Source organism: Pedomonas sp. (genome assembly GCF_036515995.1).
Lineage (GTDB): Bacteria > Pseudomonadota > Alphaproteobacteria > Sphingomonadales > Sphingomonadaceae > Pedomonas.
This window is the reverse complement of the sequence record NZ_DATBUP010000075.1, coordinates 1-26,735: the sequence shown is the minus strand read 5'-3', so window position 1 is coordinate 26,735 and position 26,735 is coordinate 1. Positions and strand designations below refer to the sequence as shown.

Below are 26,735 nucleotides of genomic sequence, written 5' to 3'. Positions count from 1 at the left end.
CGGTCGACGTCACCGAGCAGACAGCCGCCGCCCACCCGGGCGATGCGGGCGACGGGATCCACGAAGACGCCGTTGACGTCGGAAAGGTCGATGACGACGCCGTCGTCGATCACGCTGTGGCCGGGGATGCTGTGCCCGCCGCCGCGCACGGTGACGTCGCGGCAGGTCGCCCGCGCCCATTCGAGGCCCCGGCGCACGTCCTCGGCGTCGACGCAGCGCAGGATGTGGCTCGGCCGGCGGTCGATCATGCGGTTCCAGATCGTCCGGGAAGTGTCATGAACGGAGGCGGGGCGTGTGGCCATGCGGATAATATAAAAAGGAAAAAGCAAAGGCTGGCAAGAGAACGGCGCTGCGGCATGAAGGCCGTGCGAATGGAGACACCCCTTGGCTGTGGTCAGTGATTGACCGGCGGGCTGTCCGGCTGGGGAGGAAGAATTACCCGGCAGGATGCGGGCAGGCGGATCGTGGCCCGGGTGCCGACATCCATCCGGCTTTCCAGCTCTAGCTGCCCGCCTTGCAGCTCGACGAACTGCTTGGCCAGAGGCAGGCCAAGGCCGATGCCGCCATAGCGGCGGGCTTCGCTGTTCTCAACCTGGGAGAACGGCTTCATGACTTCTTCGATCAGATGATGTGGAATGCCAATGCCTTCGTCCACCACGTCGATACGGATGTCGCCGGTTGCCTCCTCCTGCAGATGCACCAGCACCCGGCTGTCGGGACGGGAGAATTTCAGGGCGTTGCCGATGAGGTTGATCAGTGCCTGCCGGGTCAGGCGGGCATCCAGCCGTGCCAGCAGCGGTTCGGTGGGCAGTTGTTCTTCCAGAATGGCGCCGTTGGCCGTGCCGCGCCCGCGCGCCATGCGCCCGGCGCTGTGCACCAGTTCCACCAGATCCACCTGAGATTCCACCACCCGCAGCTTGCCGGATTCGATGCGCGCAAGGTCCAGCATATCCTCAACGATGGCGAGCAGATGCTGCCCGCTTTCCAGCACCGTACGGGCATATTGTCCGTGAATGCGCGGGTCTGCCTGGCCTGCTTCCATGTCCTGCGTCAGGAGGTCGGAGAAGCCGATAACCGCATTGAGCGGCGTACGGAGTTCATGGCTCATGTTGGCAAGGAAGCGCGATTTTGCCTGGCTGGCGGCCTCGGCTTCGTCGCGGGCGGCTTCCAATTCCTGTTGCAGCAGCAGCAGTTCGGCCTCGCGGCGCTTGAGCGCCGAGATGTCAACGTGCGTGACCGCCACATGGCCGTTGGGGAGCAGCTGAATTGTGCTGCGATACCAGCGATCGCCCAGCGCATGTTCCTGGTTAACCCGCTCGAACGCAGCGCTTTTCAGATCCTGTGCGAAGAATTCCGTCTCCGGCAATTCGGTAAGGTCCCGCGCGGCCCGGATCTGGTCCCACGTTGTGCTCAGCGTCAGGCTGCCCGTCTCCATGCCGACCACGCGCGCGTAGGCGTTATTCCACAGCAAAAGGCGGCGCTGACTGTCGAACAGCGCAAAGGCCTCGGCCATTTCCGAAAGCTCGCGCCAGTTCTTCTGCGCCGTGCGCAGATCATCGATTGCCTGATCGGCGTCCACCTGCGCTTCGATGCCTTCGCGCAGCAGTAGATATCCAGCCTGATTTGTATAGAACATGGACAGGCAGAACAGCGCGACCGCCAGTGCCAGAATCTGATGATCCGGACTGCCCAGCCACAGCAGCACCAGCACGAACGGCACGGCAATGCTGGTCAGGAAAGCGCGGGCCGCATGCGGGGCTGGAGCCAGCATGGCCGCGGTTCCGGCGCAGACCGCGCCGTTGATCATCATCAGGAAAATGCGCTGGTCCACTTCCAGCCACGGGATGGCAAGAGCGGTTGCACCCCAGAGCAGGCCGATGATGGCGGAAATGCTGGTGGAAAGGCCGAGAATGCGTCGGGCGCGCGCCTCGGTCCTGACTGTCATGTCACGCTGACGCTGATAGAGAAGAATACCGGCCCACAGCAGGCAGTGGACGACAAGCCACGCAAGCTCCAGCCGTGCAGGCAAATGATCCCAGAGAAAAGCGGCGGCAACGCCTGCGGCAAGGGTCAGGGCCGCAGCGTGGGTGCCGGTGCGCTGGACCAGCGCCCGAGCCAGCCGGATGGTGGTTTCCGCGGCTCCGGGCGCGCGGGAAGCTGCCGCGCGCCCGGACCGGGAATTCGACGCCCCCTGCGCTGCCTTGCGGAGTTGCAAATCATCTTTCAGCACAGGTGCGTTCAACACAAATTCTTCAGCTTTCGGCGGCCACCGTCAGATCGAGCCGACCGTCGCTTTCCTTCACTGCAACGGTTTGACCATCCCTGACCTCTCCCCGCAGTATCATCTCGGCCAGCGGGTCCTGCAAATATTTTTGAACCACGCGTTTGAGCGGTCGCGCACCATAGACCGGATCATAGCCCATGCGGGCCAGCCAGCTGGCTGCGCCGGGGTCAAGATCGAGGCTGATCTTGCGATCGGTCAGCAGCTTGCGCACCCGGTCCACCTGAATTTGCACGATGGCGCCCATGTGCTCCTCACCCAGCCGGTGGAAGAGAATGATCTCATCCAGGCGATTGAGGAATTCGGGGCGGAAATGGCTGCGCACCACCTGCATCACCTCTTCCTTCACGTCGGAAGTGTCCCGGCCTTCCGGCAGGTTGGCGATGAACTGTGCGCCAAGGTTGGAGGTCAGCACGATGATGGTGTTGGTGAAATCCACCGTCCGGCCCTGACCGTCGGTCAGGCGACCGTCATCGAGTACCTGCAAGAGCACGTTGAACACGTCGTTGTGGGCTTTTTCCACCTCGTCGAACAGCACCACCTGATAGGGCCTGCGCCGCACGGCCTCGGTCAGCACGCCGCCTTCCTCGTATCCGACGTAACCCGGAGGTGCGCCGATCAGGCGGGATACGGAGTGCTTCTCCATGAACTCGCTCATGTCGATGCGCACCATCGCTGCCGGATCGTCGAACAGGAAATTGGCGAGGGCCTTGCAGAGTTCGGTCTTGCCGACGCCGGTCGGGCCGAGGAACAGGAAGCTGCCCAGCGGCCGGTTCGGGTCCTGAAGCCCGGCACGGGCGCGGCGCACGGCGGCGGACACCGCCTCGACCGCCTCCCTTTGGCCGATAACCTGCTTGCCCAGCAGCTCTTCCATGTGAAGCAGCTTCTCACGCTCGCCTTCCATCATCCGGTCAACCGGAATGCCGGTCCAGCGGGAGACGACGGCGGCGATGTCCTCCGCGCTCACCTCCTCGCGCAGCATGGCACTGGCGGCGGCCTCCTTGGCGGCGGTGATCTGCTTTTCCAGTTCGGGAATAACGCCGTAGGCCAGCTCGCCCGCCCGCTGCAGGTTGCCGTTGCGCTGAGCCTGCTCCAGTTCGGTGCGCGCAGCGTCCAGCTTTTCCTTCAGCTGGCGCTCGCCCTGCATCTTCTCACGCTCGGCATTCCAGCGCGTAGTCAGCTCGGCTGACTGTTGCTCAAGCTCCGCCAGTTCCTGCTCGATGCGGGCCAGCCGCTCACGAGAGGCAGCATCGGTTTCCTTGCGCAGCGCCTCGCGCTCGATTTTCAGCTGGATGACGCGCCGGTCCAGTCCCTCGATTTCCTCGGGCTTGGATTCCACTTCCATGCGCAGGCGGCTGGCAGCCTCATCCATGAGGTCGATGGCCTTGTCCGGCAGGAAGCGGTCGGTGATGTAGCGGTTGGAGAGGGTTGCCGCCGCCACCAGCGCGCTGTCGGTGATGCGCACGCCGTGATGGACCTCGTACTTCTCCTTCAGCCCGCGCAGAATGGAAATGGTGTCCTCAACCGTCGGCTCGTTCACCATCACGGGCTGGAAGCGCCGCTCCAGCGCTGCATCCTTCTCCACATGCTTGCGGTATTCATCGAGCGTGGTCGCGCCGATGCAGTGCAACTCGCCCCGCGCCAGCGCGGGTTTCAGCAGGTTGGAGGCGTCCATCGCGCCTTCGGACTTTCCGGCCCCAACCAGCGTGTGCATCTCGTCGATGAACAGCACGACCTCGCCTTCGGCCGAGCGCACCTCTTCGAGCACGCCCTTGAGGCGCTCCTCGAATTCGCCGCGATACTTGGCACCCGCGATCAGCGAGCCCATGTCGAGCGCCATGATGCGACGGTCCTTCAGGTTCTCCGGCACGTCGCCCTTGGCGATGCGCAGCGCCAGTCCTTCGGCGATGGCGGTCTTGCCGACGCCGGGCTCGCCGATCAGCACCGGGTTGTTCTTGGTGCGGCGGGAGAGCACCTGAATGGTGCGGCGGATTTCTTCATCGCGGCCGATCACCGGGTCCAGCTTGCCGTCACGGGCTGCCTGCGTCAGGTCCCGCGCGAACTTCTTCAGCGCGTCATACCGATCCTCGGCGGAAGCCGTGTCGGCGGTGCGGCCCTTGCGGATTTCGTTGATGGCAGCGTTCAGCCCCTGCGCGGTCACGCCCGCGTCGGCCAGAATTCTGGCCGAGGCCGTGCCCTGAGACAGTGCGATCGCCAGCAGCAGACGTTCCACGGTCACGTAGCTGTCGCCCGCCTTGGTGGCGATCTGTTCGGCCTGATCGAGAACGCGCACGGCCTCCGGGTCCCAGCCCATCTGGCTGGAGCCGGTAACCTTTGGAATCTTGTTGAGGGCAAGATCGACCGCCTGCACGGCCCGCTCCGGCTGACCGCCAGCGGCGCGGATCAGCCCCGCAGCCATGCCCTGGTCATCCTCCAGCAGCGCTTTTAGCAGATGCTCCGTCTGTACGCGCTGGTGATCGTTGCGCAGCGCGACCGTTTGGGCCGATTGCAGGAAGCCGCGCGCCCGCTCGGTAAACTTCTCGATATTCATGGGCTTTGCCCCTCAAGGTTTACACTCAAGCTTCATGTAATGTGGCATATTTGCCACACAAGAGGTCGCCTAGTCGGAATTTGCAGTGATTTTCCGCAACAGAGGGCAGGGCGTTAGCGCAGGGCCCCATACTCCGTTCAACGCGCCAGGGAACGCAACGTTTCGATGTGGTCCGCCTCTTGGGCGGGCTTGTCGGTACGGATGCGGGAGACCCGGGGAAAGCGCATGGCCAGCCCGGATTTGTGCCGGTTCGAGACATGGATGGAATCGAACGCAACCTCCAGCACCAGCGATTTTTCCACTTCGCGCACCGGACCGTAGCGCTTGGTGGTGTGGCCGCGCACCCACCGATCGAGCCATTTCAGTTCCTCATCGGTAAAGCCGAAGTAGGCCTTGCCGACGGGGAGTAGCTGCCCGTCCGGCCCCCACGCGCCGAAGGTGTAGTCGGAATAGAAACTGGAGCGTTTGCCGTGCCCGCGCTGGGCATACATCAGCACGCAGTCAGCGGTGAGCGGATCGCGCTTCCACTTGTACCACAGGCCGACGCGCCGCCCGCCGGTGTAGGGGCTGTCGCGCCGCTTGAGCATCAGCCCTTCGATGTCGTGTCCGCGTGCACCCGCGCGGATTTCGGACAGGGCTTCCCAGTCGCTCGCTTCCACCAGCGGAGAGATGTCGAAAAAGTCCTGAGGAAGATTTTCCGCTGTCCGCAGCAGCCGCTCGCGGCGCTCAAGCAAGGGGAGAGCGCGGACGTCCTCGGTGCCGTCCACCAGAATGTCGTAGAGCCGCACAAAGGCGGGATGCTGGCGCAGCAGTTTCGCGTCCACCGTCTTGCGGTTGAGGCGCTGTTGCAGGGCGTTGAAGGAGGCAGGGTCGCCGTCATCTCCGCGCACCAGCAGCTCGCCGTCCAGCGCGCCCTCGATTTCCAGATTCTCTATGACTTCGGGAAAGGCTCCGGAGATGTCATCGCCAGTGCGGGAGTAGAGCCGCTTCATGCCGCCGGCATTCACCGCCTGCACGCGGATACCGTCCCATTTCCACTCGGCGAGAAATTCGTTGAGATCGAGCGTCTCGTCATCTTCCAGCGGCGTCGACAGCATGAACGGGCGGAACACGGCGGTCTCACCGATCTCGGGCAGCGGGGCCTTGCCTTCGGCCCACTCGAACAGGTCCGGGTAGGGCGGGGTCAGGCCGTGCCAGAGTTCTTCCAGCGTCTCCAGCTCCACCTTGAAGGCCTCGGCAAAGCCGGTCTTGGCAAGGCGGGCGCTGATGCCGACACGCATGCCGCCGGTCGCCAGCTTGATAAGCGCATAGCGGCCCGAGGAATCGAGCCGGTCCAGCAGGCGCGCCAGTTCGGCAGGCGCTTCGGCGCGGCTGAGGCGCTGCAGGGTTGTCACCGTGTCGCTGAGGGACAGCGGCGCATTGCCCGGCGTGTGCGTGGGCCAGAGCAGTGCGCAGGTCTCGGCCAGGTCGCCCACGTAATCGTAGGAGAGATCGAACAGCACCGGGTCGGTGCGCTCCAGCAGAAGAGAGCGGATGAGGGCGGGCTTCACGGCGGAGATCTTCAGGTCCCCCGTCAGGGCGGCAAGGCCCCAGCCCCGGTCAGGGTCCGGTGTGGTTCTCAGGTAATCGGCGATCAGGCCGATCTTGCCGTTGCGGGAGGGCGTGTAAACCAGCCGGTCGAGCAGGTGGGCGAAGCGCTCCATTATTCCTCCTCATCCTCGCGGCCGTGCAGCAGCAATGCGCGGGCGGAAATGCCCTTGCGCTCGCACCAGTGCACCAACGCTTCCTCGCGGCCGTGCGTCACCCATACCTCGGCGGGGCCGAGCTCCTCGATGGTGGCGGTGAGCTCGCCCCAGTCCGCATGATCGGAGAGCACCAGCGGCAGCTCCACGTTGCGCTGGCGGGCGCGCTGGCGCAGCCGCATCCACCCTGACGCCAGCGCCGTGATCGGCTCGGGCAGGCGGCGGGACCAGCGATCGGCAAGGGCGGAGGGCGGGCAGAGGATGATCTCCCCCTTGAGCGCCGCCTTCGGCAGCCCGGCCATGGGCTGTATGTCTCCCAGTTTTACGCCGAGCTTCTCGTAGAGCCGGGTGAGGGGGAGAAGCGCGCCGTGCAGGTAGATGGGCCGGTCATATCCCGCCTGCCTCAGCAGTGCGATCAGCCGCTGCGCCTTGCCGAGGGCATAGGCTCCCACCAGCACGCAGCGCTCCGGGGCGCTCGCGCGGGCGTCCAGCAGCTTGCCGATTTCCTTTTCCACCGGCGGGTGGTGGAACACGGGCAGGGCGAAGGTCGCCTCGGTAATGAACACGTCGCACGGCACGGGCACGAACGGAGGGCAGGTGGGGTCCGGGCTGCGCTTGTAGTCGCCGGAGACCACGATACGCTCCCCGTTGTATTCCAGCAGGATCTGCGCCGAGCCCAGAACGTGCCCGGCCGGATAGAAGGTGGCGCGCACCTCCCCCACCGTCACCGTATGGCCGTAGCCCACGGCCAGTCCGCCCGGCTGCGGGCCGTAGCGCGCGGTCATTATGGCGAGCGTTTCGGGTGTGGCCACCACCCGGCCATGGCCGCCGCGGGCATGGTCCGCATGGCCGTGAGTGATGAGCGCGCGGGCCTGCGGATTGCCGGGGTCGATCCAGAAATCGCCGGGCGGGCAATAAATCCCGTCGTTCGCAGGAGTCAGCCAGGTGCCAAGGCTTGTCATAATTCTATATCTGGAGCGTGACCCGCTCCGGCCAAGACCTGCTGCCGCCTGTAATCGCCCGTTGGTTCGCGGCGCGCGGCTGGTCGCCGCGTCGTCATCAGCTGGAAATGCTGGAAGCCGAGCGGGATGGCGTGCACGCCCTGCTCATTGCCCCCACCGGCGCGGGCAAGACGCTGGCCGGATTCCTGCCTACTCTTGCCTCGCTGGCGCGGGGAGAACGGCGCGGCCTGCACACGGTTTACGTCTCGCCACTGAAGGCGCTGTCGGTTGACGTGTCCCGCAACCTCATGGCTCCGATTGCGGAGATGGGGCTGGATATCCGTGTCGAGACCCGCACGGGTGACACCGCCTCGCACAAGAAGGCGCGCCAGCGGGTTGCCCCGCCCGACATTCTGCTGACGACGCCCGAATCCCTCTCGCTCCTGCTCAGCTATCCGGAAGCCGGGGCGATGTTCGAGCATCTGCGCACGGTCATCATCGATGAGATCCATGCCTTCGCGCCCACCAAGCGGGGCGATCTGCTCTCCCTCGCACTGGCGCGGCTGCAACGGCTGGCACCCAACCTGCGCCGGGTCGGCCTTTCTGCCACGGTGGCGGATGAGGCGGGCCACGCCCGCTGGCTCGCGCCCGGTTCGGATGACGCGTCGGTCCGGCTCGTACGGGGGGAGCCGGGAGCGCCGCCGCAGATCGACATTCTGGTGCCGAAGAGCCGAATCCCCTGGGGCGGACACACCGCCCGCCATGCGGTGCCCGCCATTTACGACCTGATCCAGCGGCACCGGGTGACGCTCGTGTTCACCAACACGCGCGCCAATGCGGAGCGCTTGTTTCAGGACCTGTGGAGCGCCAATTCGGAAAGCCTGCCGATTGCCCTGCACCATGGTAGCTTGGCGGCGGAACAGCGGCGGCGGGTGGAAGCGGCGATGTCATCGGGCAGCCTGCGTGCCGTCGTCGCCACCGCCTCGCTCGACCTGGGGCTGGACTGGGGCGACATCGACCTCGTCATACAGGTGGGTGCGCCCAAGGGGGCGTCGCGCCTGCTGCAGCGCATCGGGCGGGCCAATCACCGGCTGGATGAGCCGAGCCGCGCCGTGCTCATACCGGGCAATCGCTTCGAGTATCTGGAGAGCATGGCGGCGCGGGATGCGGCGCTGGCGGCAGATCTGGATGGGGAGCCGTTCCGTCCCGGCGGGCTGGACGTGCTGGCCCAGCACGTGATGGGGCTGGCCTGTGCGGAGCCGTTCGAGCCGGACGACCTGTTCGACGAGATTCGCACCGCCACCCCGTATGGGCACCTTCGCCGGGCCGATTTCGACGATACCCTCGAATTCATTGAAAGCGGGGGTTACTCGTTGCGCGCTTACGATCGCTTCCGGCGGCTGGTGCGCATGCCGGACGGCCGCTACCGCGTCTCCCACCCGCGCCTGATCCAGCAGCACCGGCTGAATGCGGGCGTCATTCTGGACGCGCCGATGCTCGAGGTGAAGGTGGGCCGCCGTTCCCTCGGCCGGGTGGAGGAGAGCTTTGCCGAGCAGCTGACGCCGGGGGACACCTTCCTGTTTGCGGGCCGCGTGCTGGAGTTCGAGCGGCTGGAGAAGACGACGCTTTACGCCCGCCCCAGCTTCAAGCCGGAGCCGATGGTGCCCGCCTACCTTGGCGGCCGCCTGCCGCTCTCCGCCAATCTGGCGGACCGGGTGCGCCGGTTTCTGGCCGAACCTGCGGCATGGCGGCGCTTCCCGGAGGAGGTGCAGGAGTGGCTTGAAATGCAGCGCCGTGTGTCTGTGCTGCCGGAAGCGGACGGCCTGCTGGTCGAGACCTTCCCGCGCCGCCGCAAGCACTACATGGTGGCATATTGTTTCGAGGGGCGGGCGGCGCACCAGACCCTTGGCCTGCTGCTTACACGGCGGATGGAGCGGCTCGGCCTTGCCCCGCTGGGGTTCGTCGCCAACGATTATGCGCTGGCGGTCTGGTCGCTGTACCGGGTGGAGAACCCGGAGCCGCTGTTCTCGCCCGATATCCTGCACGATGAGCTCAACCAGTGGCTCGCCCGATCTGCGCTGCTCAAGCGCTCGTTCCGGGATGTCGCCGTCATCTCCGGGCTCGTGGAGCGCCAGCATCCCGGCCTGCGCAAGACCGGGCGGCAGCTGACTATCTCGAGCGACCTGATCTACGATGTGCTGCGTCAGCATGAGCCCGACCACTTGCTGCTGCGCGCTACCTGGGCCGATGCGCGCGGACGGCTGACCGACATCGACCGGCTCGCGGCTTTTCTTGAACGCATGCAGGGGCACATCCGTCCTAAGCCGCTCTCCCGCGTTTCTCCCTTGGCGGTGCCGATTCTGCTGGAGATCGGTCAGGAACGCATCGAAGGCAGCGCGGAAGAGGTGCTGCTGGCCGAAGCGGAGCGGCTGATGCGGGAGGCGACACGATGACGACCGAGAACGCCTTCACCTTTCATGGCGACGTGTTCGTGGCCCTGCCGGAGCATGCTCTGTGGTGGCCGCGGCGCAAGGCGCTGCTGGTGGCGGACCTGCATCTGGAAAAGGCAAGCAGCTACGCCCAGCGCGGCCAGTTCCTGCCGCCGTACGATAGCCTGCAAGCGCTTGGTCAGCTGGAAGATCTGGTGCAGCGGCTGGGCGCACAGGAATTCTGGTGCCTGGGAGACAGCTTCCATGACCCGCAGGCCGCGATGCGCCTGTTGCCGGACGTGCGCGCCCGTTTGCAACGGCTGACTTCCGGCCTGTTCTGGGTGTGGGTGACGGGCAATCACGACCCAAGCGTCGATGCCGCGCTGGGAGGGGTCTCGATGAGCGAAATGATGCTGGACCAGTTCACCCTGCGCCATGAGGCAGACCCTACCGAGAGCCGGCCCGAGCTTTCCGGCCACTTTCACCCCAAGCTGCGCCTCATGGTGCGGGGGCAGGCCATCAACCGCCGCTGCTTTGCCTGTGGCGGGGGGAAGCTGATTCTCCCCTCGTTCGGCCCGCTGACCGGCGGACTGGATGTGACGGACCCGGCCATCGCCCGGCTGCTGGGGGAGGAGGGGCAGGCGCTGGTGCCGACACAATCCGGCCTGCGCCGCTATCCGATTGGGGCCTTGTCGTTCTGAGCCTTGCTTGTGGCCGCATAATAGTGCCAGCCGAAGATCGCCATCGCGCCCCGGTGCGGCCGCCAGATCTCGGCCAGCTGGCGGGTTGCCTTCATCTTGGGACGTTCGGCCAGCCCGGTCAGGCGGCGCACCGCCTCCTGCAGGGCCAGATCATCGGCGGGCCAGATGTCCGGCCGCCCTTCGGCGAACAGCAGGTAGATCTCGGCGCTCCAGCGTCCGAATCCCTTCACGGAGGAGAGGACGGCGATGGCTTCCTCATCCCCCATGTGCCGCAACGCCTCGAAATCCAGCCGTCCGCTTGCCACCGCCTCGGCCAGCGAGCGGGCATAGACGATCTTCGGCCGGGAGAGGCCACAGGCCCGCAGGGTTTCATCTTCGGCGGCCAGCACGGCCTCCGGCGTTTCCAGGTTGCCCAGCCCGGCTTCCAGCTTCGCATAGATGGAGCGGGCGGCATGAACGGATATCTGCTGGGCGATGAGCGTGCGCAGCAAGGCGTTGTAGCCGCACGGGCGATGCCGGGGCTCGGGAAGGCCAACGCGCGCAAGGGCTTGCGCCACGCGCGGGTCCGTCTTTGCGATCTGATTCAGCCCTGCGGCCAATTGTTCAGACGTTAAACCCATAATGAGTTCCAGCTTGATTTGTGATCTTGGCCCCGTAAACAGGCGGATGCGCCAGATAAGCACAAGTCGCGCACCAATGGGATTATAGGGGAAGAGCAAGCGTTATGCCGAAGCTGATTATCGTGAACCGTGAAGGCGAGGAAACCGCAGTTGAGGCCGAAACCGGCCTGTCGGTGATGGAAAACATCCGCGATAACGGCTTTGATGAACTGCTGGCCCTGTGCGGTGGCTCCTGCTCCTGCGCAACCTGCCATGTGTATGTGGATGATGCGTTCCTCGACAAGCTCGACCCGCTCAGCCCGGATGAGAACGAGCTGCTGGACACCTCCGAGCACCGTGAAACCACCTCGCGTCTGTCCTGCCAGATCGAGATGACGGACGCCCTGGACGGCCTGCGCGTCTACATCGCACCGGAAGATTGATGCCGTTCAAAGGCTTGGACGTGCGACGATAACGGTTCGTCGCACGTCTGCTGTCGCTTCATCCAGCGCTGTGGTGTTACAGTACACGAATGGGTGATCGCGGCGAGCCTTGGATCGAGCAGTTCTTCATGCGCAAAGACCGCGCGTTCTGGATTCTCCAGACCTGCGGTTGGTTGGGCTACGGCCTGCTGCGCTTCCTGAACGGGCTCGTGAACAAGATGGGGCTGGAATATCTGGCCCCCACGCTCATCAGCACGGCCACGGGCTTCTCGCTGTCGCTTATCATGGCGGCGGTGTTCCGTCATGTGGTGCGCTACCGGGCTCCAGTCGTGTGGAGCGTCAGCGCCCTCGTCGTTTTCCTGTGCGCCGCGCCGTTCTCCATCATCGAGGTGTGGGGCTTCTCCATCTTCTTCGCCCCCTCGTGGGAGCCGCACGGCCTCCAGTTCCTCGGCACCATCCTCATCGACGTGACAGTGCTGACCGCCTGGACGGCGCTTTATTACAGCATCAACTACTATCTCATGCTCCGTCACCAGATGGAGAGCATGCTGGCGCTTTCGGCGCAGGCGCACGCCGCGCAGTTGAAAATGCTGCGCTATCAGCTGAACCCCCACTTCCTTTTCAATACCCTCAACTCCATCTCTACCCTGGTGATGTTGAAGGAAACCGACCGCGCCAACGCCATGCTCAGTCGCTTGTCGGCGTTCCTGCGTTACTCGCTGGTAGGGGAGCCCAGCCATATGGTGTCGCTGGAGCAGGAGGTGCGGGCGCTGCAGCTGTATCTCGACATCGAGCGGATGCGTTTCGAGGAGCGCCTGCGCGTTCATTTCGAGGTCTCGCCGGCGGCGCAGGAGGCCCTGCTGCCGTCGTTGCTGCTGCAGCCGCTGATCGAGAATGCCATCAAGTACGCCGTCGCACCGTCCGAGGACGGGGCAGACATCGACCTGCGCGCCGAGGTGCTGGACGGGCGGCTGTGCGTGACCGTGGCCGATACGGGGCCAGGATTTAGTGCTGGCACGAAACACTCGGGCAGCAGCGGCGTTGGTCTGGCGAATATCCGTGACCGGCTGACCCAGGCCTACGGCGACGAACATCGCTTTGAACTAGGCGCGAACGAACCGCACGGCGTCGTGGTACGAATCGAAATTCCGTACCAGCGGGCCGGCCGTGCAACCCTGGACATGGAGGCTGCAGAATGACCATTCGCACGATCTTGGTGGACGACGAGGCGCTTGCCATTCAGGGTCTGGAACTTCGCCTTGCCAGCCACCCGGACGTCGAGATTGTCGACCGCTGCCGCAACGGACGCGAGGCGATCCGCTCCATCAAGACCCACAAGCCGGATCTGGTGTTCCTTGACGTGCAGATGCCGGGGTTCGATGGCTTCGGCGTGATCGAGGGGCTGATGGACATCGAGCCGCCACTGATCGTGTTCGTGACGGCGTTCGATGAGTTCGCCCTGAAGGCGTTCGAGGCGCAGGCGCTCGATTACCTGCTGAAACCGGTGGATGAGGCCCGTCTGGGCGCTACCCTCCAGCGGGTGCGCGAGCGGATGGCCGAACGCCGGGCATCGGACGAATCCGGCCGTCTGCGCTCGCTTCTCAAGACCGTTGCGCCGCAAGCGGTCTCCACCAACTCCGAAGAAGTTGGGCCGGGCCGTTACGAGAAGCTGCTCAACGTAAAGGACCGGGGGCAGATCTTCCGGGTGGATGTGGAAAGCATCGAGCGCATCGACGCGGCGGGCGACTACATGTGCATCCACACCGGCGGGCAGACCCTCATTCTGCGTGAGACGATGAAGGATCTGGAGCGGCGTCTTGACCCGCGCAAGTTCCGCCGTATCCATCGCTCCACCATCGTCAATCTCGACCAGGTGCGTCAGGTGAAGCCGCATACGAACGGCGAGTGCTACCTCATCCTTTCCTCCGGCGCGCAGGTGAAGGTGTCCCGCAGCTACCGCGACGTGGTGGCCCGCTTCCTGTAGGCCGTTCCAGCCAAGGAGCCTGAAGAGCCGGTGCGCAGCGCGCACACCGGCTCTTTCCGTTTGGAATCTCCCGCCGAAGCTGCCGGATTGGTCAGCCTCCCCATGTGCACCCCTGTTCCGGCAAGGCGAGGCTGTGTCTAATGGCTGGCGGAACGGCAGCGCGGGAGGGCGAGATGGCAGACAGACAGACCGAAGCAGGGGAGCTGACGGGCGTGACCCGCCTCGGCGCGCGGAACATTCCATTGCCGCGCTCGATCAGCCCCGAGGCGCAGCGACTGCTTGCTGCTGGCCTCGGGCGCTTCCAATCAGAGCCGTTTCCAGCGGCGGACGCACCGTCTGCGGTCTGGAAAGAGCGGATCGCGCGCATGGATGCGGCGACGCTGGAGCGCTTGAAAGCCCTGGATGCTGTGCCGGGCATTGCGGACAGCATCGAGCATCTGGGCGATTTGCCTCTCTATGTGGCGGAGCCGGATGGGGCGGCGTCAGATGCCTGCGTTCTGGAGCTTCATGGCGGTGGTCTGATCTGTCTTGGCGGCGAGCCTTGCCGCCTCATGGGTCGCAGTTCAGCAATGATGACCGGCCTGCGTACCTATTCGCCAGATTACCGGATGCCGCCTGACCATCCCTACCCGGCAGCACTGGACGACTGCATGGATGCTTACCGTTGGCTGTTGGACCGTTATGCGCCGGAACGCATCGTCATCAGCGGAGCCTCGGCTGGAGCCAATCTGGCGGCGGCGTTGACGTTGCGGGCGCGCGATGAGGGGCTACCTATGCCCGCAGGTGTGGTGCTGCGCACGCCCGAAGTCGATCTGACCGAAAGCGGCGATACCTACGAGACGCTCCTCGGTCTCGACACCGTCCTGCCAAACCGCCTGATAGAAGCGAATCTGCTGTACGCGGCGGGCGAGCCGCTGACTTCGCCCTACATCTCGCCGCTGTTTGGCGATTTCACAAAGGGCTTCCCGCGCACTTTCCTGCAGAGCGGTACGCGCGACCTGTTTCTCTCCAGCACCGTCCTGATGCACCGTGCACTGCGCAGAGCGGGCATCGTGGCCGAACTCCACATTTGGGAAGGTATGCCGCACGGTGGCTTCGGCGGCGCGCCGGAGGACACGGAAATGGCGGCGGAAGTGCGCTGCTTCGTGAAGGAATGCATCTTAGCCTGAGCGGAGAGCTGGACGCTTTTTGGCAGGCCGAAGTAATTTTATTGCTTTAGATCATCGGCGGTTTTGACTAAATCGAAGTGGTTCGTTGCGTTGAGATCCGGGCCCTGCCGCAGTGCGGTTTTCATGGCGCACGGTTCAGTAGTCCACTTCAGATTTTATCCAAGGAAGAGCCATGCGAAACGTCTGCATTGCGCTTGCAGCTGTGTCTTTTGCTTTGTCCGCGCCTGCCGTGGCGCAGGACGCCCCGGCCGCTGACCCTTATGCCCCGGGCAAGGAGATCATTGCGGACATCGGCAAGATCGTCACGCCCAACGGCGTTCAGGAAGAGTTCGTGGCGACGCTCGGCGGCGCGAAGCAGGCCGTGAGCGTGCGCGGGTCAGACAAGAACAACCCGATCCTGCTGTTCATCCATGGCGGCCCCGGCGCGGTTGAAATGCCTATCGCCTGGACGTTTCAGCGTCCGTGGGAGGACTACTTCACCGTCGTGCAGTGGGACCAGCGCGGCGCTGGCAAGTCCTACGCGCTCAACGACCCGCAGGCCATTGCGCCGACCATGACGCTGGAGCGCTACCGCGACGACGCCATCGAGCTGATCGAGCAGCTGCGCAGCCGCTATGGCAAGCAGAAGGTGTTCGTGCTGGGTCACAGCTGGGGCTCGGCGGTGGGGCTGGCCGTGACGGCGGCCCGGCCTGATCTGCTCCACGCTTATGTCGGCATGGGCCAGTTCATCGACGTGCGCGAGAATGAGCGCGTCGGCATGGCCTGGACGCTGGAGCAGGCGCGCAAGGCGGGGAACACGGCGGCGGTGAAGGAGATTGAGGCGCTGCGGCCTTACCCGGACTCCGGCCCGTTTGGCATCGACAAGGCGGATGGCTGGCGCAAGTGGGCCATCCAGTACGGTTCGCTGGCGGCCTACCGGCCGGATGCCAACTTCTATCTGCGCGCGCCGCGTCTCTCCCCGGAGTACACCCCGGCGGATCGCAAGGCGTGGATCGACGGCAGCGGCTTTACCGTCACCACCCTGTGGCCCCGGCTGGCCGACATGTCGTTCCACACGCTGCGCAAGACCGAGGTGCCGGTCATCATGCTGCTCGGGCGGCATGACTATACCACGCCGTCAGACATCACTGCGGGCTGGATGGAGAAACTTTCGGCTCCGAAGAAGCAGACCGTTTGGTTCGAGCACTCATCGCACCTGCCCATGATCGAGGAGCCGGGCAAGGTGTTCGCGGCGCTGCTTCAGCACGTGCGCCCGCTGGCAGATGGAAAGGAAAACCAGCGTTAGAGCAGCTTTCGAGCAGGGTGGCACACCCTGCGCTTAAGAAAGTGCGACCAACAAAGAGCTTAGAGCCGCGATCTGATGCAATCAGATCGCGGCTCTAACAGATGGGCCAAGCCCAGACAGAGGGTCTGAACTCCTCTGTCTGGGGCGGCATTCCGCATCGGGCGAGGTGACGATGGCTCGCCCGATGTCTCAGGTCTTGTGCCGGGCCGAGCCGATGTAGTTGATGCTGGTGTCGTTGGTGACGGCGAAGGTGCGATTGAGGACCGAGTAGTTCAGCCCCTTGAGGTCAGTGACCGTGAGGCCGGCCTGGTCCAGCTTCTGCGCCATTTCGTCCGGCGTCAGGAAGGCTTTCCAGTCATGCGTGCCCTCCGGCACCCACTTCAGCACCTTTTCCGCCGCGAAGATCACCGAGACGTAGGACTGCGGCGTGCGGTTGGGGGTGGAGAACACCAGCAGGCCGCCCGGGGCGAGCAGGGTGGACAGCCCGGCGATGAAGAGATCAACGTCCGCCACATGCTCGACGACCTCGAGCGCGGTGATGAGGTCGAACTGCGCTCCGGTCGCGGAGAGATTCTCGACCGAATCTGCATGGTAGGTAACGACGAGGCCGCTTTCCTCGGCATGGACTCGCGCCGCGGCGATGGCATCGGCACTGGCATCGAGGCCCGTGACATCCGCTCCCATGCGGGCGAGGGATTCAGTGACCAGACCTGCGCCGCACCCCACATCCAGCGCTTTTAAGCCCTTCAAAGGGCGCATTTGACCCGGATCGCGCCCGAAATGTGCGCAAACGGCGTCCCGAATGTAGCTTAGACGCGCTGGATTGAGCTTATGCAGCGGCGCCATGGGGCCGCGCGGATCCCACCATTCTGCGGCGACGGCCGAGAACTTTTCGATTTCGCCCTCATTGATTGTCGAGGGAGAAGGAGCTTTGCTTGCGTTCATCATCGTCACTTTCTATCAAGAGCGCGCACTTTCAACTAGGGATCGTCGCAGCGTCATGGCGCGCATTGTAATGAAATTCGGCGGCACCTCTGTCGCCAACCTGGAACGGATCCGCAACGTCGCCCGGCGCGTTAAGGCAGAGGTTGACCGCGGAAACGAAGTTGCGGTTGTCGTCTCGGCCATGTCGGGAGAGACGGACAGGCTTGTCGGCTTTTGCCGCGAGGCTGCCACTCTCTACGATGCACGGGAATATGATGCGGTCGTCGCCACCGGCGAGCAGGTGACGTCCGGGCTTCTCGCCATCGTCCTTCAGTCGATGGGGGTCCCGGCCCGCTCCTGGCACGGCTGGCAGATGCCGATTGTGACGGATGGCGCGCACGGCGCTGCGCGAATCCAGTCCATCAACACCGATGAGATCATCAGTCGCATGATGACCGGCCAGGTTGCCGTGTGTGCTGGCTTCCAGGGTCTTGGTCCTGACAATCGGATCACTACCTTGGGACGTGGCGGCTCCGATACCAGCGCCGTGGCGCTGGCGGCGGCGCTGAAGGCTGACCGTTGCGACATCTACACCGACGTGGACGGCGTCTATACGACCGATCCGCGCATCGTTCCGAAGGCGCGCAAGCTCGAGAAGATCACCTACGAGGAGATGCTGGAGCTGGCGAGCGTTGGTGCCAAGGTGCTCCAGACCCGTTCGGTCGAGCTGGCGATGAAGGAAAAAGTACGCGTGCAGGTGGTATCCTCATTTGAGGACTTGCCTGGTACGCTGGTCGTGGATGAGGATGAGATTGTGGAACAGGAACTGATTGCTGGTGTCGCCTACAGCCGGAACGAGGCGAAGATCACTCTCTCGCGCGTCCCCGACCGGCCGGGCGTGGTCGCGGCGATCTTCTCGCCGCTGGCCGATGCCAATGTAAACGTGGACATGATCGTCCAGAACGTTTCGCAGGAAAACCAGACCACGGACGTCACCTTCACCGTTCCGCGCACTGATCTGCCCCGCGTTCTGGACGTGCTGGAGAAGCACCGCGAAGACCTGGGCTATGAGGGCCTGAAGTCTGACGATGCCGTCTCCAAGGTCACTGTCGTTGGCGTCGGCATGAAGAGCCACGCAGGCGTTGCCCAGACCATGTTCAAGGCGCTGGCTGACCGCGGCATCAACATTCAGGTCATCTCCACCTCGGAGATCAAGATCTCCATCCTGATCGCCGAGGAGTACACCGAGCTGGCCGTGCGCGCGCTGCACTCTGCCTACGGTCTGGACGCTGCTGCATGACGGCGGCCAATCCCGCAACTGCATCCGGTTCCGCGCGCCTGGATAGCCTCATGGCGCGCGGCGCGGCATTCCTGGGCAGCCGCTATGCCATTCTTGGCGGCGGCATGACCTGGGTGTCGGAGCGCAATCTGGTTGCGGCCATCTCCAATGCGGGCGGCTTCGGCGTGCTGGCCTCTGGCGCCATGCAGCCGGAGCGGCTGCGCGAGGAAATTCAGGCGACCCAAGCGCTCACCAAGAACAGCTTCGGCGTCAACCTCATCACTATGCATCCGCAGCTGCTGGACATGGTGCAAGTGTGCCTTGACGAAGGTGTGACCCACATCGTTCTGGCCGGGGGCCTGCCGCCAGGCGAGGCGATCGAGCGTGCCAGGAACGGCGGCGCCAAGGTCATCTGCTTTGCTCCCGCACTGGCGCTGGCGAAGAAGCTGGTGCGTTCGGGCGTGGATGCTCTGGTGATCGAGGGCTCGGAAGCGGGCGGCCACATCGGTCCGGTGTCGCTGACCGTGCTGGCGCAGGAAATCCTGCCGCACATCACCGAGGTTCCGGTGTTCGTTGCCGGCGGCATCGGCCGGGGCGAGGCGATCGCCAGCTACCTGAACATGGGCGCAGCCGGTGTTCAGCTGGGCACCCGGTTCGTATGCGCGACCGAATCCATTGCGCACCCGAACTTCAAGAAGGCCTTCATTCGCGGCAACGCCCGCGATGCGGTTACCTCGGCACAGCTTGACCCGCGCTTCCCGGTCATTCCGGTGCGTGCGCTGCGCAACAAGGGCTCGGAAGAGTTCATGCAGGCCCAGCGCCAGATCATCGAACGGGTGGATCGGGGCGAACTCGACGTCGCGGCCGGTCAGCTCGAGATCGAGCACTACTGGGCCGGCGCCCTGCGCCGCGCCGTCATCGACGGCGACGTGGATACCGGTTCGCTGATGGCGGGCCAGTCCGTCGGCATGGTGAAAGCCGAGCAGCCGGTGGCGGAAATCGTGCAGGAGTTGGTCGATCAGGCCATCGCCTTTCTGTCCAACGCACCCAAGGAGGCCGCTGAGTGAGCCCGTCGGCGCCAGTTGTCTCGGCGCCGCGCGCCATACTCCGCCGTCTTCATGACGTGATGGCCTCGCGCGGCAGCGTGCAGGCCAAGCTGAATCAGGTCGTGCAATCCATTGCGGAGGCGATGGCGAGCGAAGTCTGCTCGATCTATCTCCTCCGCGATGGCTGGCTCGAGTTGTATGCGACCCAGGGCCTCTCGCAGGACGCCGTGCACGTGACGCGTCTGGCGCTCAGCGAGGGCCTGGTGGGCAACATCGCCCGCAACGGCGAGCCCCTGAACCTTGCCGAGGCCCGCGCCCATGCGGACTTCGCCTACCGCCCGGAGACGGGCGAAGACCTTTTCCACAGTTTTGCCGGCGTTCCCATCCTGCGCCGTGGCCGTGCGCTGGGCGTGCTCTGCGTTCAGCACATGGAGCCGCGCCAGTACGAGGATGAGGAGATCGAGGCGCTTCAGACCGTGGCGATGGTGCTGGCCGAGATGATCGCCAACACCCGTCTGGTCGATGAAGAATCCCTTGCCAAGGCCCGAGCCCAGAACACGGGTGCGGTGCGGCTGGCCGGAACCCGTCTGGTGGACGGGCTGGCGCGCGGCGTAGCCGTGATGCACGAGCCGCGCATCGTCATTGAACACACCGTGGCGGAGGACATCGACGCCGAGAAGCAGCGCGTCCGTGCCGCCTTCCAGACCATGCGCGCCCAGATCGACCGCATGATGAGCCAGGCGGAGTTCGGCGGCCCGGGCGAGCACGAGGAAATCCTCGAGACCTACAAGATGTTCGCCTTCGATGAAGGCTGGTCGCGGCGGATCAACGAGGCGATTGAAAGCGGTCTGACCGCCGAGGCGGCCATCGAGAGGGTGCAGCAGCGCACCCGCGTGACCATGCGCAACACCAAGGACCCGTTCTTCCTTGAGCGCCTGCATGATCTGGATGATCTGGCGAACCGCCTGCTGCGCATCGTCTCCGGCAAGATGGGCACCGCCGCGCAGACGGGCCTGACGCAGGATACCATTCTGATTGCCCGCAATCTCGGCCCGGCCGAGTTGTTGGAATATGACCGCCGCTTCCTGAAGGGTGTGGTGCTGGAGGAGGGCTCTCCGACCGCGCACGTCACCATTCTTGCACGCGCCATGGGCATTCCCATGCTGGGCCGCATCAAGCAGGTGCGCGAGGTGGTGGAAGAGGGCGATCCGCTGCTGCTGGACGGCAGCAACGACAGCCTGTTCGTGCGCCCCGCGCCCGATGTGGTGCGCCAGTTCGAGGCCCACGTGGCGCTGCGGCAGGAGCGGCAGGCCGCCTATGCCAAGCTGCGCGACCTGCCTGCCGTTACGCTCGACGGACAACGCATCGAACTGATGATGAATGCGGGTCTGCGCGTGGATCTGGGCGGGCTAGACGTAACGAATGCGGATGGCATCGGTCTGTTCCGCACGGAATTCCAGTTTCTCGTCTCAGCCACGCTGCCACGCCGCGAGGCCCAGACCCGCCTTTATTCAGCGGTGCTGAAGGCCGCCGAAGGCAAGCCGGTAATTTTCCGCACCGTCGATATCGGCGGCGACAAGGCCGTACCGTACTTGCAGCACGACGTGCCGGAGGAGAATCCGGCGATGGGCTGGCGTGCCCTGCGCGTGGCGCTGGAACGGCGCGGCCTCCTGAAGGTGCAGGCCCGCGCGCTGCTGGATGCCGCTGCGGGACAGCCGCTCAACCTGATGTTCCCCATGGTCACCGAACCGTGGGAATTCGAGGCGGCGCGGGAAATCGTCGAGGAGCAGCTGGCCTACCTGCGCTCGCGCGGACTGCCGCAGCCGACCGAAATTCACTACGGCGTGATGATGGAGGTGCCGGCGCTGGCCTACCGGCTGGATGCCCTGTTGCCGAACATCGATTTCCTGTCCATCGGCACCAACGATCTCATCCAATTCCTGCTGGCGGCTGACCGCTCCAACCCGAAGCTGGCGGATCGTTACGACTGGGTGTCCCCCGGCATTCTGCGCTTCCTGAAGTTCGTCATCGATCAGGCAAATGCGGCGCGCAAGACCGTGTCCGTCTGCGGCGAAATGGGTGGACGTCCGCTTGAAGCGCTGGCGCTGCTGGGGCTTGGCGTGCGTCGCCTCTCTATCACCCAGGCCGCGATCGGCCCGATCAAGATGGTGGTTCGCAACGCGCACCTTGGTCGTCTCCAGGCGCTGATGAACCAATTGCTGGCCAAGCCCGAGGTGAACATTCGCCGCGAGTTGCAGGCGTTTGCAGAGCGGGAAGGCATCACGCTCCAGTAAGACGGAGCTTGTCCCTTCTCCTGTTTGGTGCGTTCCTTTGAAAACCATGGCTGGCGTAAAAAGGACCGGCATGCGCCTTGGCGTACTGTGCAAGCATCCGGTCGTATTTTTTTCCTTCCGGGCGAGCCTTGGCTATTAAAAACTATGGTGTCATCGGCGTTAACCAACATTCGGTCGTAAAAACGACGTGCGAGTGCTTGCGAGATGGCAGAAAATGTGAGCAGAACCGCCAAACCGTTATTGACAAGGTCAACGGCGCTGTCACTCTGGCGGGTGGGGGCAAAGGGGCAACAGGTGGCTGTTCAGCCGCCTGCCTTTCATAGGTTGTGCAATTTCACTCAATCGGTCGCTGACAAGGCCGGCGACCAGTGGAGACGCGGATGACTGCCTTGACGGATTCCAGTGCTGGTGCAGGGGGTACAGCGATGTCCGTGGGGCAGCTGCTGCGGACACGCCGGCTGGAGCGCGGGCTCGAAGTGAGCGATATTGCGGCGGAGACCAAGATCCCCGCCCGGTTCCTGTGCGCGATCGAGGACGATCAGCACGAAAAGCTGCCGGCTCTGCCGTTCGCGGTCGGCTTTGTGCGCAATTACGCCAAGATGCTCGGCTTGCAGCCTGAGGCAGTCTGCGCACAGTTCAAGGCGGAAACGAGCCGCCTGACACCGACCGAACAGGTTTATTTCCCGGAGCCGCTGGACGAGAGTCGCATTCCGTCCAAGGCGCTGGTGCTTGGCGGTGTCGCTGTGGCCGTGGCGGCCGTGGGCCTGTGGTGGGGCTGGAGCAGCCGCACCCCATCGCCTGAACCTGCCGCGGTTGTGACGGCCGAAACCCAGCAGACCCTGTCCATTGATGAAGCTGCCGAAACCAGCGGCACGGCCGGGACGGAAACCGCCGCCATCGATACTGCGGTAACGCCGGCCGCCGATGGCGCGGCTGCGGGCGCAGCAGCACCTGCCGATGACACCTCAACGGCGGCATCGACCGATGGGACTGCTCCTGCGATCGTTGCTGCTACCGGAACGACTGATGCGCCGTCTGCCGCAGTTGCGCATGAAAAGGCCGAGGCTCAGGCCGCTGCCGCAGCGCAGGTCATCAACAGCGGCCCGGTGATCATCCGTGCGGTTGACGACAGCTGGGTGCGGATCTCCGACGGTGTCAGCGGCGCGGTCAAGATCGGCATCATGAAGGCGGGCGAGACTTACCGCGTTCCGGCGCTGCCGAACCTGAAGCTGATGACCGGCAATGCCGGTGCGGTTGAGATCAAGGTGGGTGACATCACCCTGCCGCCGCTGGGTGGCCGGGGCGAGGTGATCCGCAATATCGATCTCAATCCGGAGTCGCTGCGCCAGTTGGCACGGTCCCGTACGGGTGGCGCACCCGCCGCCCGGTAACTTTGCATCACGTCAATGCAGTGTCGCGTCCGGCCCCTGTGCCGGGCGTTCTGCTTTTGCCGGGCCTTTTGCCTTTTTTCGACAAAGCCGCACCGGCCCGTTTCGCTCCTTGCGGAAAATCCGCCACGGCCCGTACCATTTTTCGACATTCGGGCGCGGCATCGCTATATAGAGCCCGATTAGCGAATTGGCTGCTTGCGGTTTTCGAGGATCTGACATGAGCGTGCGCCCCTGGCGGGATATCCTGCGCCGGAAAAGCCGGCAGATCATGGTTGGCAATGTGCCGGTGGGCGGTGATGCCCCCATCACCGTGCAGACCATGACCAACACCATCACTGCCGATGCGAAGGCCACGATCGAACAGATCCGCCGTTGCGAGGAAGCGGGGGCGGACATTATCCGCGTGTCCTGCCCGGACGAGGAGTCGACTGCGGCGTTCCGGGAGATTGCCCGGGCCGCGACCGTTCCGCTCGTGGCGGACATTCACTTTCACTACAAGCGCGCGCTCGAGGCGGCGGACGCCGGTGCGGCGTGCCTGCGCATCAACCCGGGCAATATCGGCTCGGCCGAGCGCGTGAAGGAAGTGGTGCGGGCCGCCAAGGCAAACGGCTGCTCCATCCGCATCGGCGTGAACGCGGGATCGCTGGAGCGGCACCTGCTGGAGAAGTACGGCGAGCCGTGCCCGGAAGCCATGGTCGAATCCGCCATGGAGCATGTGAAGCTGCTGGAAGATGCGGACTTCTTCGAGACCAAGATCTCGGTGAAGGCGTCTGACGTGTTCCTTGCGGTCGCTGCCTATCAGGGACTGGCCGAAGCCTGCGATTACCCGCTGCACCTAGGTGTCACCGAGGCGGGCAGCATGATCGGCGGCACCGTCAAGTCTTCCATCGGCATGGGCATGCTGCTGTGGTCGGGCATTGGCGACACCATCCGCGTGTCGCTCTCCGCGCCGCCGGAGGAGGAGGTGCGGGTCGGCTTTGAAATGCTGAAGTCGCTCGGCATCCGTCACCGGGGCGTGCGCATCGTCTCCTGCCCGTCCTGCGCCCGTCAGGGCTTCCAGGTCATCAAGACCGTGGAAGTACTGGAAGAGCGGCTGCGCCACATCCAGACCCCGCTGTCGCTGTCGATCATCGGCTGCGTGGTGAATGGTCCCGGCGAGGCGCGCGAGACCGACATCGGCGTGACCGGAGGCGGCAACGGCAAGCACATGGTCTACCTGTCCGGCGTCACCGACCATCACGTCGAGGACGAGGCGATGGTCGAGCACATCGTGAAGCTGGTCGAGCAGAAGGCCGCCGAGATCGAAGCCACCAAGGCAGCGGCGGAGTAATCCGCCGCTTCCCTTTCAGGCAAGACAAGAGGGCGGGCTAGCCGGCATCCGTTGCTTCCAGCGCCCGCCGGGCGATCTGCCGGAACGAGCCCGGAAGATGGGCCTGCCGCTCGAAATCTCCGCGCAGGGCTTTCAGCGCATAGCGTTCGGCGTCGATTTCCGCGGCGGTGCGCACGCCAAGGCGACGCAGCAGCGGAATGGGCGGGCACCAGCCTTGCAGTGCATGCTGCAACATGAAGGCCGAAACCCCGAACGGCAGCAGAAGCCAGCGCCGGTTGCGCCGTGTGATGGCCAGCACGAAGCCTGCCAGAGAGAGGGTAGAGGAACTGGTTTCCAGAACGCGCTCGATGTCCCACTCCCGGTCAAGCTCGCGCAGGCGCATCTCGATCAGCGCCGGGTTGCGGGCATAGTAGATCACGTTCTTTTCCGTGCGCTGGCGAATGCGGGCATTGGCAACGGCGGAGGAGTTGTCGGCGACGCGGCGGGTGGTCGGCGGCAGCATGGATGCTCTCCGTCTTGAGTGGAGCTTGGCTGGTCAACGCCGCGACAGGAGGTGTTGTTCCGGTTGCCGGAGAGCGCACGGCCGAACTTCCCATTTTCATGGGCTCATTCTGTTTCTATAAGCGCCGCTCGTAAGGAGATTGATCGGCATGTCCAAGCTTCAGCCCGTGCGCGGCACGCGCGACATTTTCGGTGAAGACGCCCAGCGGTTTGCAAAGGTGGTGGAGACCTTCCACCGGCTTGCCCACCTTTATGGCTTTCAGAAGGTTGATACCCCGATCTTTGAATTCACCGAGCTGTTCGCCCGTGGCATCGGCGAGACGACCGACGTGGTCTCCAAGGAGATGTACACCTTCGAGGATCGTGGCGGCGAGTCGCTCACGCTGCGTCCGGAATTCACCGCCGGCCTGTGCCGCGCGTTCATCTCCAACGGCTGGCAGCAGCTGGCTCCGCTGAAGCTGGCCGGCCACGGCCCGATGTTCCGCTATGAGCGGCCGCAGAAGGGGCGCTACCGCCAGTTCCACCAGATCGACGCGGAGATTCTGGGCGCGGGCGAGCCGCAGGCGGATATCGAGCTGCTGACCATGGCCGCCCACTTACTGGATGAGCTGGGCCTGGCGGGCAAGGTGCAGCTGGAAATCAACACGCTGGGTGACAGCGAAAGCCGCACCAAATGGCGCGAAGCGCTGGTTGAGTATTTCTCGGGTCATGCAGACGCGCTGTCGGATGACAGCAAGAGCCGCCTGCACAAGAACCCGCTGCGCATTCTCGATTCCAAGGACGAGGGCGACAGGAAGCTGGTGGCCGACGCGCCGCTGCTGGACAAGTTCCTGAATGCCGAGGCCGGTCAGTTCTTCGAGACCGTGCTGAAGGGCCTTTCAGGTATCGGCATGGATGTGGTGGTCAACCCGCGTCTGGTGCGCGGCCTTGATTACTATTGCCATACCACCTTCGAGTTCACGACCACGCATCTGGGTGCGCAGGGCACCGTGCTGGGCGGCGGTCGCTATGACGGGCTGATCGAGCAGCTGGGCGGCCCGGCCACGCCCGCTGTCGGGTGGGCGGGCGGCATTGAGCGCCTGGCGCTGCTGGTGGACCTGCCGGAAGTGGTGCGCGGCCCGATTGCGGTCATTCCGCTGGGCGAGGCGGCACAGGCCGAAGCCGTGCAGCTGACCGCCCGTCTGCGCCGCGCCGGTCTGCGGGTTGAGCAGGCGTTCCGCGGCAACATGAAGAAGCGCCTGTCTCGCGCCAACGACGCCAAGAGCCCGGTCGCGCTCATTCTGGGCGAGGACGAACTGGCGCGCGGCGAGCTGATGCTGAAGGATCTGACCTCGGGCGAGCAGCGCGCCGTGCCGTTGGCCGAAGTTGAGGCTGCGCTGCAGCCGTATCAGGACTGAACAATGCCCTCCATCCCGCAAGCCAAGATCGACCGTATCCGTCTGCGTCATGCCGAACTGTCGCGTGACATGGCGGACCCCAGCGCAGCGGCGGACCGCTTCGTCAAGCTCTCGAAGGAGTATGCCGAGCTCAATCCGGTGGTCGAGGCCGCCAATGAGCTGACCAGGCTGGTCCGCGAACTGGAAGAGGCCGAAAGCCTGCTGAACGACGCCTCGCTCGATGCCGAGATGAAGGCGATGGCCCGCGACGAGATGGAGGCGCTGAAGGATCAGGTGCCCGAAGCCGAGCGGCGCCTGCAGATCATGCTGCTGCCGAAGGACGTGGCCGACGAGAAGTCCGCGATTCTGGAAATCCGCGCCGGTACGGGCGGTGACGAGGCGGCGCTGTTCGCGGGCGACCTGTTCCGCATGTACACCCGCTACGCCGAAGGGCAGGGCTGGAAGACCG

22 protein-coding genes are annotated in these 26,735 nt (G+C 64.6%); 14 read left to right on the top strand and 8 right to left on the bottom strand.

What is annotated here, in order from left to right:
* The 5 genes from VIG90_RS06120 to VIG90_RS06100 all read right to left on the bottom strand — a co-directional run.
* The coding region (locus tag VIG90_RS06120) for an FAD-binding oxidoreductase (RefSeq protein WP_331592592.1) at nt 1–248 on the bottom strand (248 nt) is incomplete at its 3' end.
* A 146-nt stretch (nt 249–394) separates the two neighbouring features.
* A complete protein-coding gene (locus VIG90_RS06115) occupies nt 395–2,245 on the bottom strand; it encodes a sensor histidine kinase (RefSeq protein WP_331592591.1) in 1,851 nt (616 codons plus the stop codon).
* 7 nt (nt 2,246–2,252) lie between these two features.
* Entirely contained in the window at nt 2,253–4,832 is a 2,580-nt protein-coding gene (gene clpB, locus VIG90_RS06110; protein ID WP_331592590.1) for an ATP-dependent chaperone ClpB, read from the bottom strand.
* 137 nt (nt 4,833–4,969) lie between these two features.
* Nucleotides 4,970–6,535 carry a cisplatin damage response ATP-dependent DNA ligase gene (locus VIG90_RS06105; RefSeq protein ID WP_331592589.1) on the bottom strand — a complete coding sequence of 522 codons (1,566 nt, stop codon included), beginning with the start codon at nt 6,533–6,535 and terminating at the stop codon, nt 4,970–4,972.
* The gene (locus VIG90_RS06100; protein WP_331592588.1) at nt 6,535–7,536 is read right to left on the bottom strand and encodes a ligase-associated DNA damage response exonuclease; all 1,002 of its coding nucleotides are present in this window, start codon (nt 7,534–7,536) and stop codon (nt 6,535–6,537) included. The genes VIG90_RS06105 and VIG90_RS06100 overlap by 1 nt, the downstream gene beginning before the upstream one ends.
* Nucleotides 7,537–7,553: 17 nt before the next feature.
* Here VIG90_RS06100 and VIG90_RS06095 point away from each other — a divergent pair, with 17 nt between their 5' ends.
* Entirely contained in the window at nt 7,554–9,968 is a 2,415-nt protein-coding gene (locus tag VIG90_RS06095; protein WP_331592587.1) for a ligase-associated DNA damage response DEXH box helicase, read from the top strand.
* A complete protein-coding gene (gene pdeM / locus VIG90_RS06090) occupies nt 9,965–10,645 on the top strand; it encodes a ligase-associated DNA damage response endonuclease PdeM (RefSeq protein WP_331592585.1) in 681 nt (226 codons plus the stop codon). The genes VIG90_RS06095 and pdeM overlap by 4 nt, the downstream gene beginning before the upstream one ends.
* On the opposite strand, the gene VIG90_RS06085 is transcribed toward pdeM, so the two are convergent.
* Nucleotides 10,618–11,265: a DNA-3-methyladenine glycosylase 2 family protein gene (locus VIG90_RS06085; protein ID WP_331592584.1), complete on the bottom strand. Its 648-nt coding sequence runs from the start codon at nt 11,263–11,265 to the stop codon at nt 10,618–10,620. The two genes, pdeM and VIG90_RS06085, sit on opposite strands and share 28 nt — an antisense overlap.
* A 104-nt stretch (nt 11,266–11,369) precedes the next feature.
* Between VIG90_RS06085 and VIG90_RS06080 the strand changes: the two genes are divergently transcribed.
* From VIG90_RS06080 to VIG90_RS06060, 5 genes are all read left to right on the top strand, one after another.
* The gene (locus VIG90_RS06080; RefSeq protein WP_331592583.1) at nt 11,370–11,687 is read left to right on the top strand and encodes a 2Fe-2S iron-sulfur cluster-binding protein; all 318 of its coding nucleotides are present in this window, start codon (nt 11,370–11,372) and stop codon (nt 11,685–11,687) included.
* Between the two features lie 128 nt (nt 11,688–11,815).
* Nucleotides 11,816–12,886 (top strand): sensor histidine kinase, encoded by a 1,071-nt coding sequence (locus VIG90_RS06075; RefSeq protein WP_331592582.1) that lies wholly within the window; start codon nt 11,816–11,818, stop codon nt 12,884–12,886.
* Nucleotides 12,883–13,671, top strand: a complete 789-nt coding sequence (locus VIG90_RS06070) for a LytR/AlgR family response regulator transcription factor (RefSeq protein WP_331592581.1) — start codon at nt 12,883–12,885, stop codon at nt 13,669–13,671. The genes VIG90_RS06075 and VIG90_RS06070 overlap by 4 nt, the downstream gene beginning before the upstream one ends.
* Nucleotides 13,672–13,844: 173 nt before the next feature.
* Nucleotides 13,845–14,840: an alpha/beta hydrolase fold domain-containing protein gene (locus tag VIG90_RS06065; protein ID WP_331592580.1), complete on the top strand. Its 996-nt coding sequence runs from the start codon at nt 13,845–13,847 to the stop codon at nt 14,838–14,840.
* A gap of 172 nt (nt 14,841–15,012) precedes the next feature.
* Nucleotides 15,013–16,125, top strand: coding sequence for an alpha/beta hydrolase (locus tag VIG90_RS06060; RefSeq protein WP_331592579.1), 1,113 nt, complete (start codon nt 15,013–15,015; stop codon nt 16,123–16,125).
* Nucleotides 16,126–16,314: 189 nt separating this feature from the next.
* On the opposite strand, the gene ubiG is transcribed toward VIG90_RS06060, so the two are convergent.
* On the bottom strand, nt 16,315–17,070 hold the full coding sequence (gene ubiG / locus VIG90_RS06055) for a bifunctional 2-polyprenyl-6-hydroxyphenol methylase/3-demethylubiquinol 3-O-methyltransferase UbiG (RefSeq protein WP_331592578.1): 756 nt from the start codon (nt 17,068–17,070) through the stop codon (nt 16,315–16,317).
* 55 nt (nt 17,071–17,125) lie between these two features.
* Between ubiG and VIG90_RS06050 the strand changes: the two genes are divergently transcribed.
* From VIG90_RS06050 to ispG, 5 genes are all read left to right on the top strand, one after another.
* A complete protein-coding gene (locus tag VIG90_RS06050; protein WP_331592577.1) occupies nt 17,126–18,349 on the top strand; it encodes an aspartate kinase in 1,224 nt (407 codons plus the stop codon).
* Nucleotides 18,346–19,395: an NAD(P)H-dependent flavin oxidoreductase gene (locus VIG90_RS06045; protein WP_331592576.1), complete on the top strand. Its 1,050-nt coding sequence runs from the start codon at nt 18,346–18,348 to the stop codon at nt 19,393–19,395. Before VIG90_RS06050 ends, VIG90_RS06045 begins: the two co-directional genes overlap by 4 nt.
* 59 nt (nt 19,396–19,454) lie before the next feature.
* On the top strand, nt 19,455–21,668 hold the full coding sequence (gene ptsP / locus VIG90_RS06040; protein WP_331592593.1) for a phosphoenolpyruvate--protein phosphotransferase: 2,214 nt from the start codon (nt 19,455–19,457) through the stop codon (nt 21,666–21,668).
* Between the two features lie 380 nt (nt 21,669–22,048).
* Nucleotides 22,049–23,059, top strand: a complete 1,011-nt coding sequence (locus tag VIG90_RS06035; RefSeq protein ID WP_331592575.1) for a helix-turn-helix domain-containing protein — start codon at nt 22,049–22,051, stop codon at nt 23,057–23,059.
* 217 nt (nt 23,060–23,276) lie between these two features.
* Nucleotides 23,277–24,389, top strand: coding sequence for a flavodoxin-dependent (E)-4-hydroxy-3-methylbut-2-enyl-diphosphate synthase (gene ispG, locus VIG90_RS06030; protein WP_331592574.1), 1,113 nt, complete (start codon nt 23,277–23,279; stop codon nt 24,387–24,389).
* 37 nt (nt 24,390–24,426) lie between these two features.
* Here the strand turns inward: ispG and VIG90_RS06025 are convergent, their stop codons facing one another.
* Nucleotides 24,427–24,891, bottom strand: coding sequence for a hypothetical protein (locus tag VIG90_RS06025; RefSeq protein WP_331592573.1), 465 nt, complete (start codon nt 24,889–24,891; stop codon nt 24,427–24,429).
* Nucleotides 24,892–25,039: 148 nt separating this feature from the next.
* Between VIG90_RS06025 and hisS the strand changes: the two genes are divergently transcribed.
* Complete coding sequence (gene hisS, locus VIG90_RS06020; RefSeq protein ID WP_331592572.1) at nt 25,040–26,287, top strand: histidine--tRNA ligase; 1,248 nt, start codon at nt 25,040–25,042, stop codon at nt 26,285–26,287.
* Nucleotides 26,288–26,290: 3 nt separating this feature from the next.
* The coding region (locus VIG90_RS06015) for a PCRF domain-containing protein (protein ID WP_331592571.1) at nt 26,291–26,735 on the top strand (445 nt) is incomplete at its 3' end.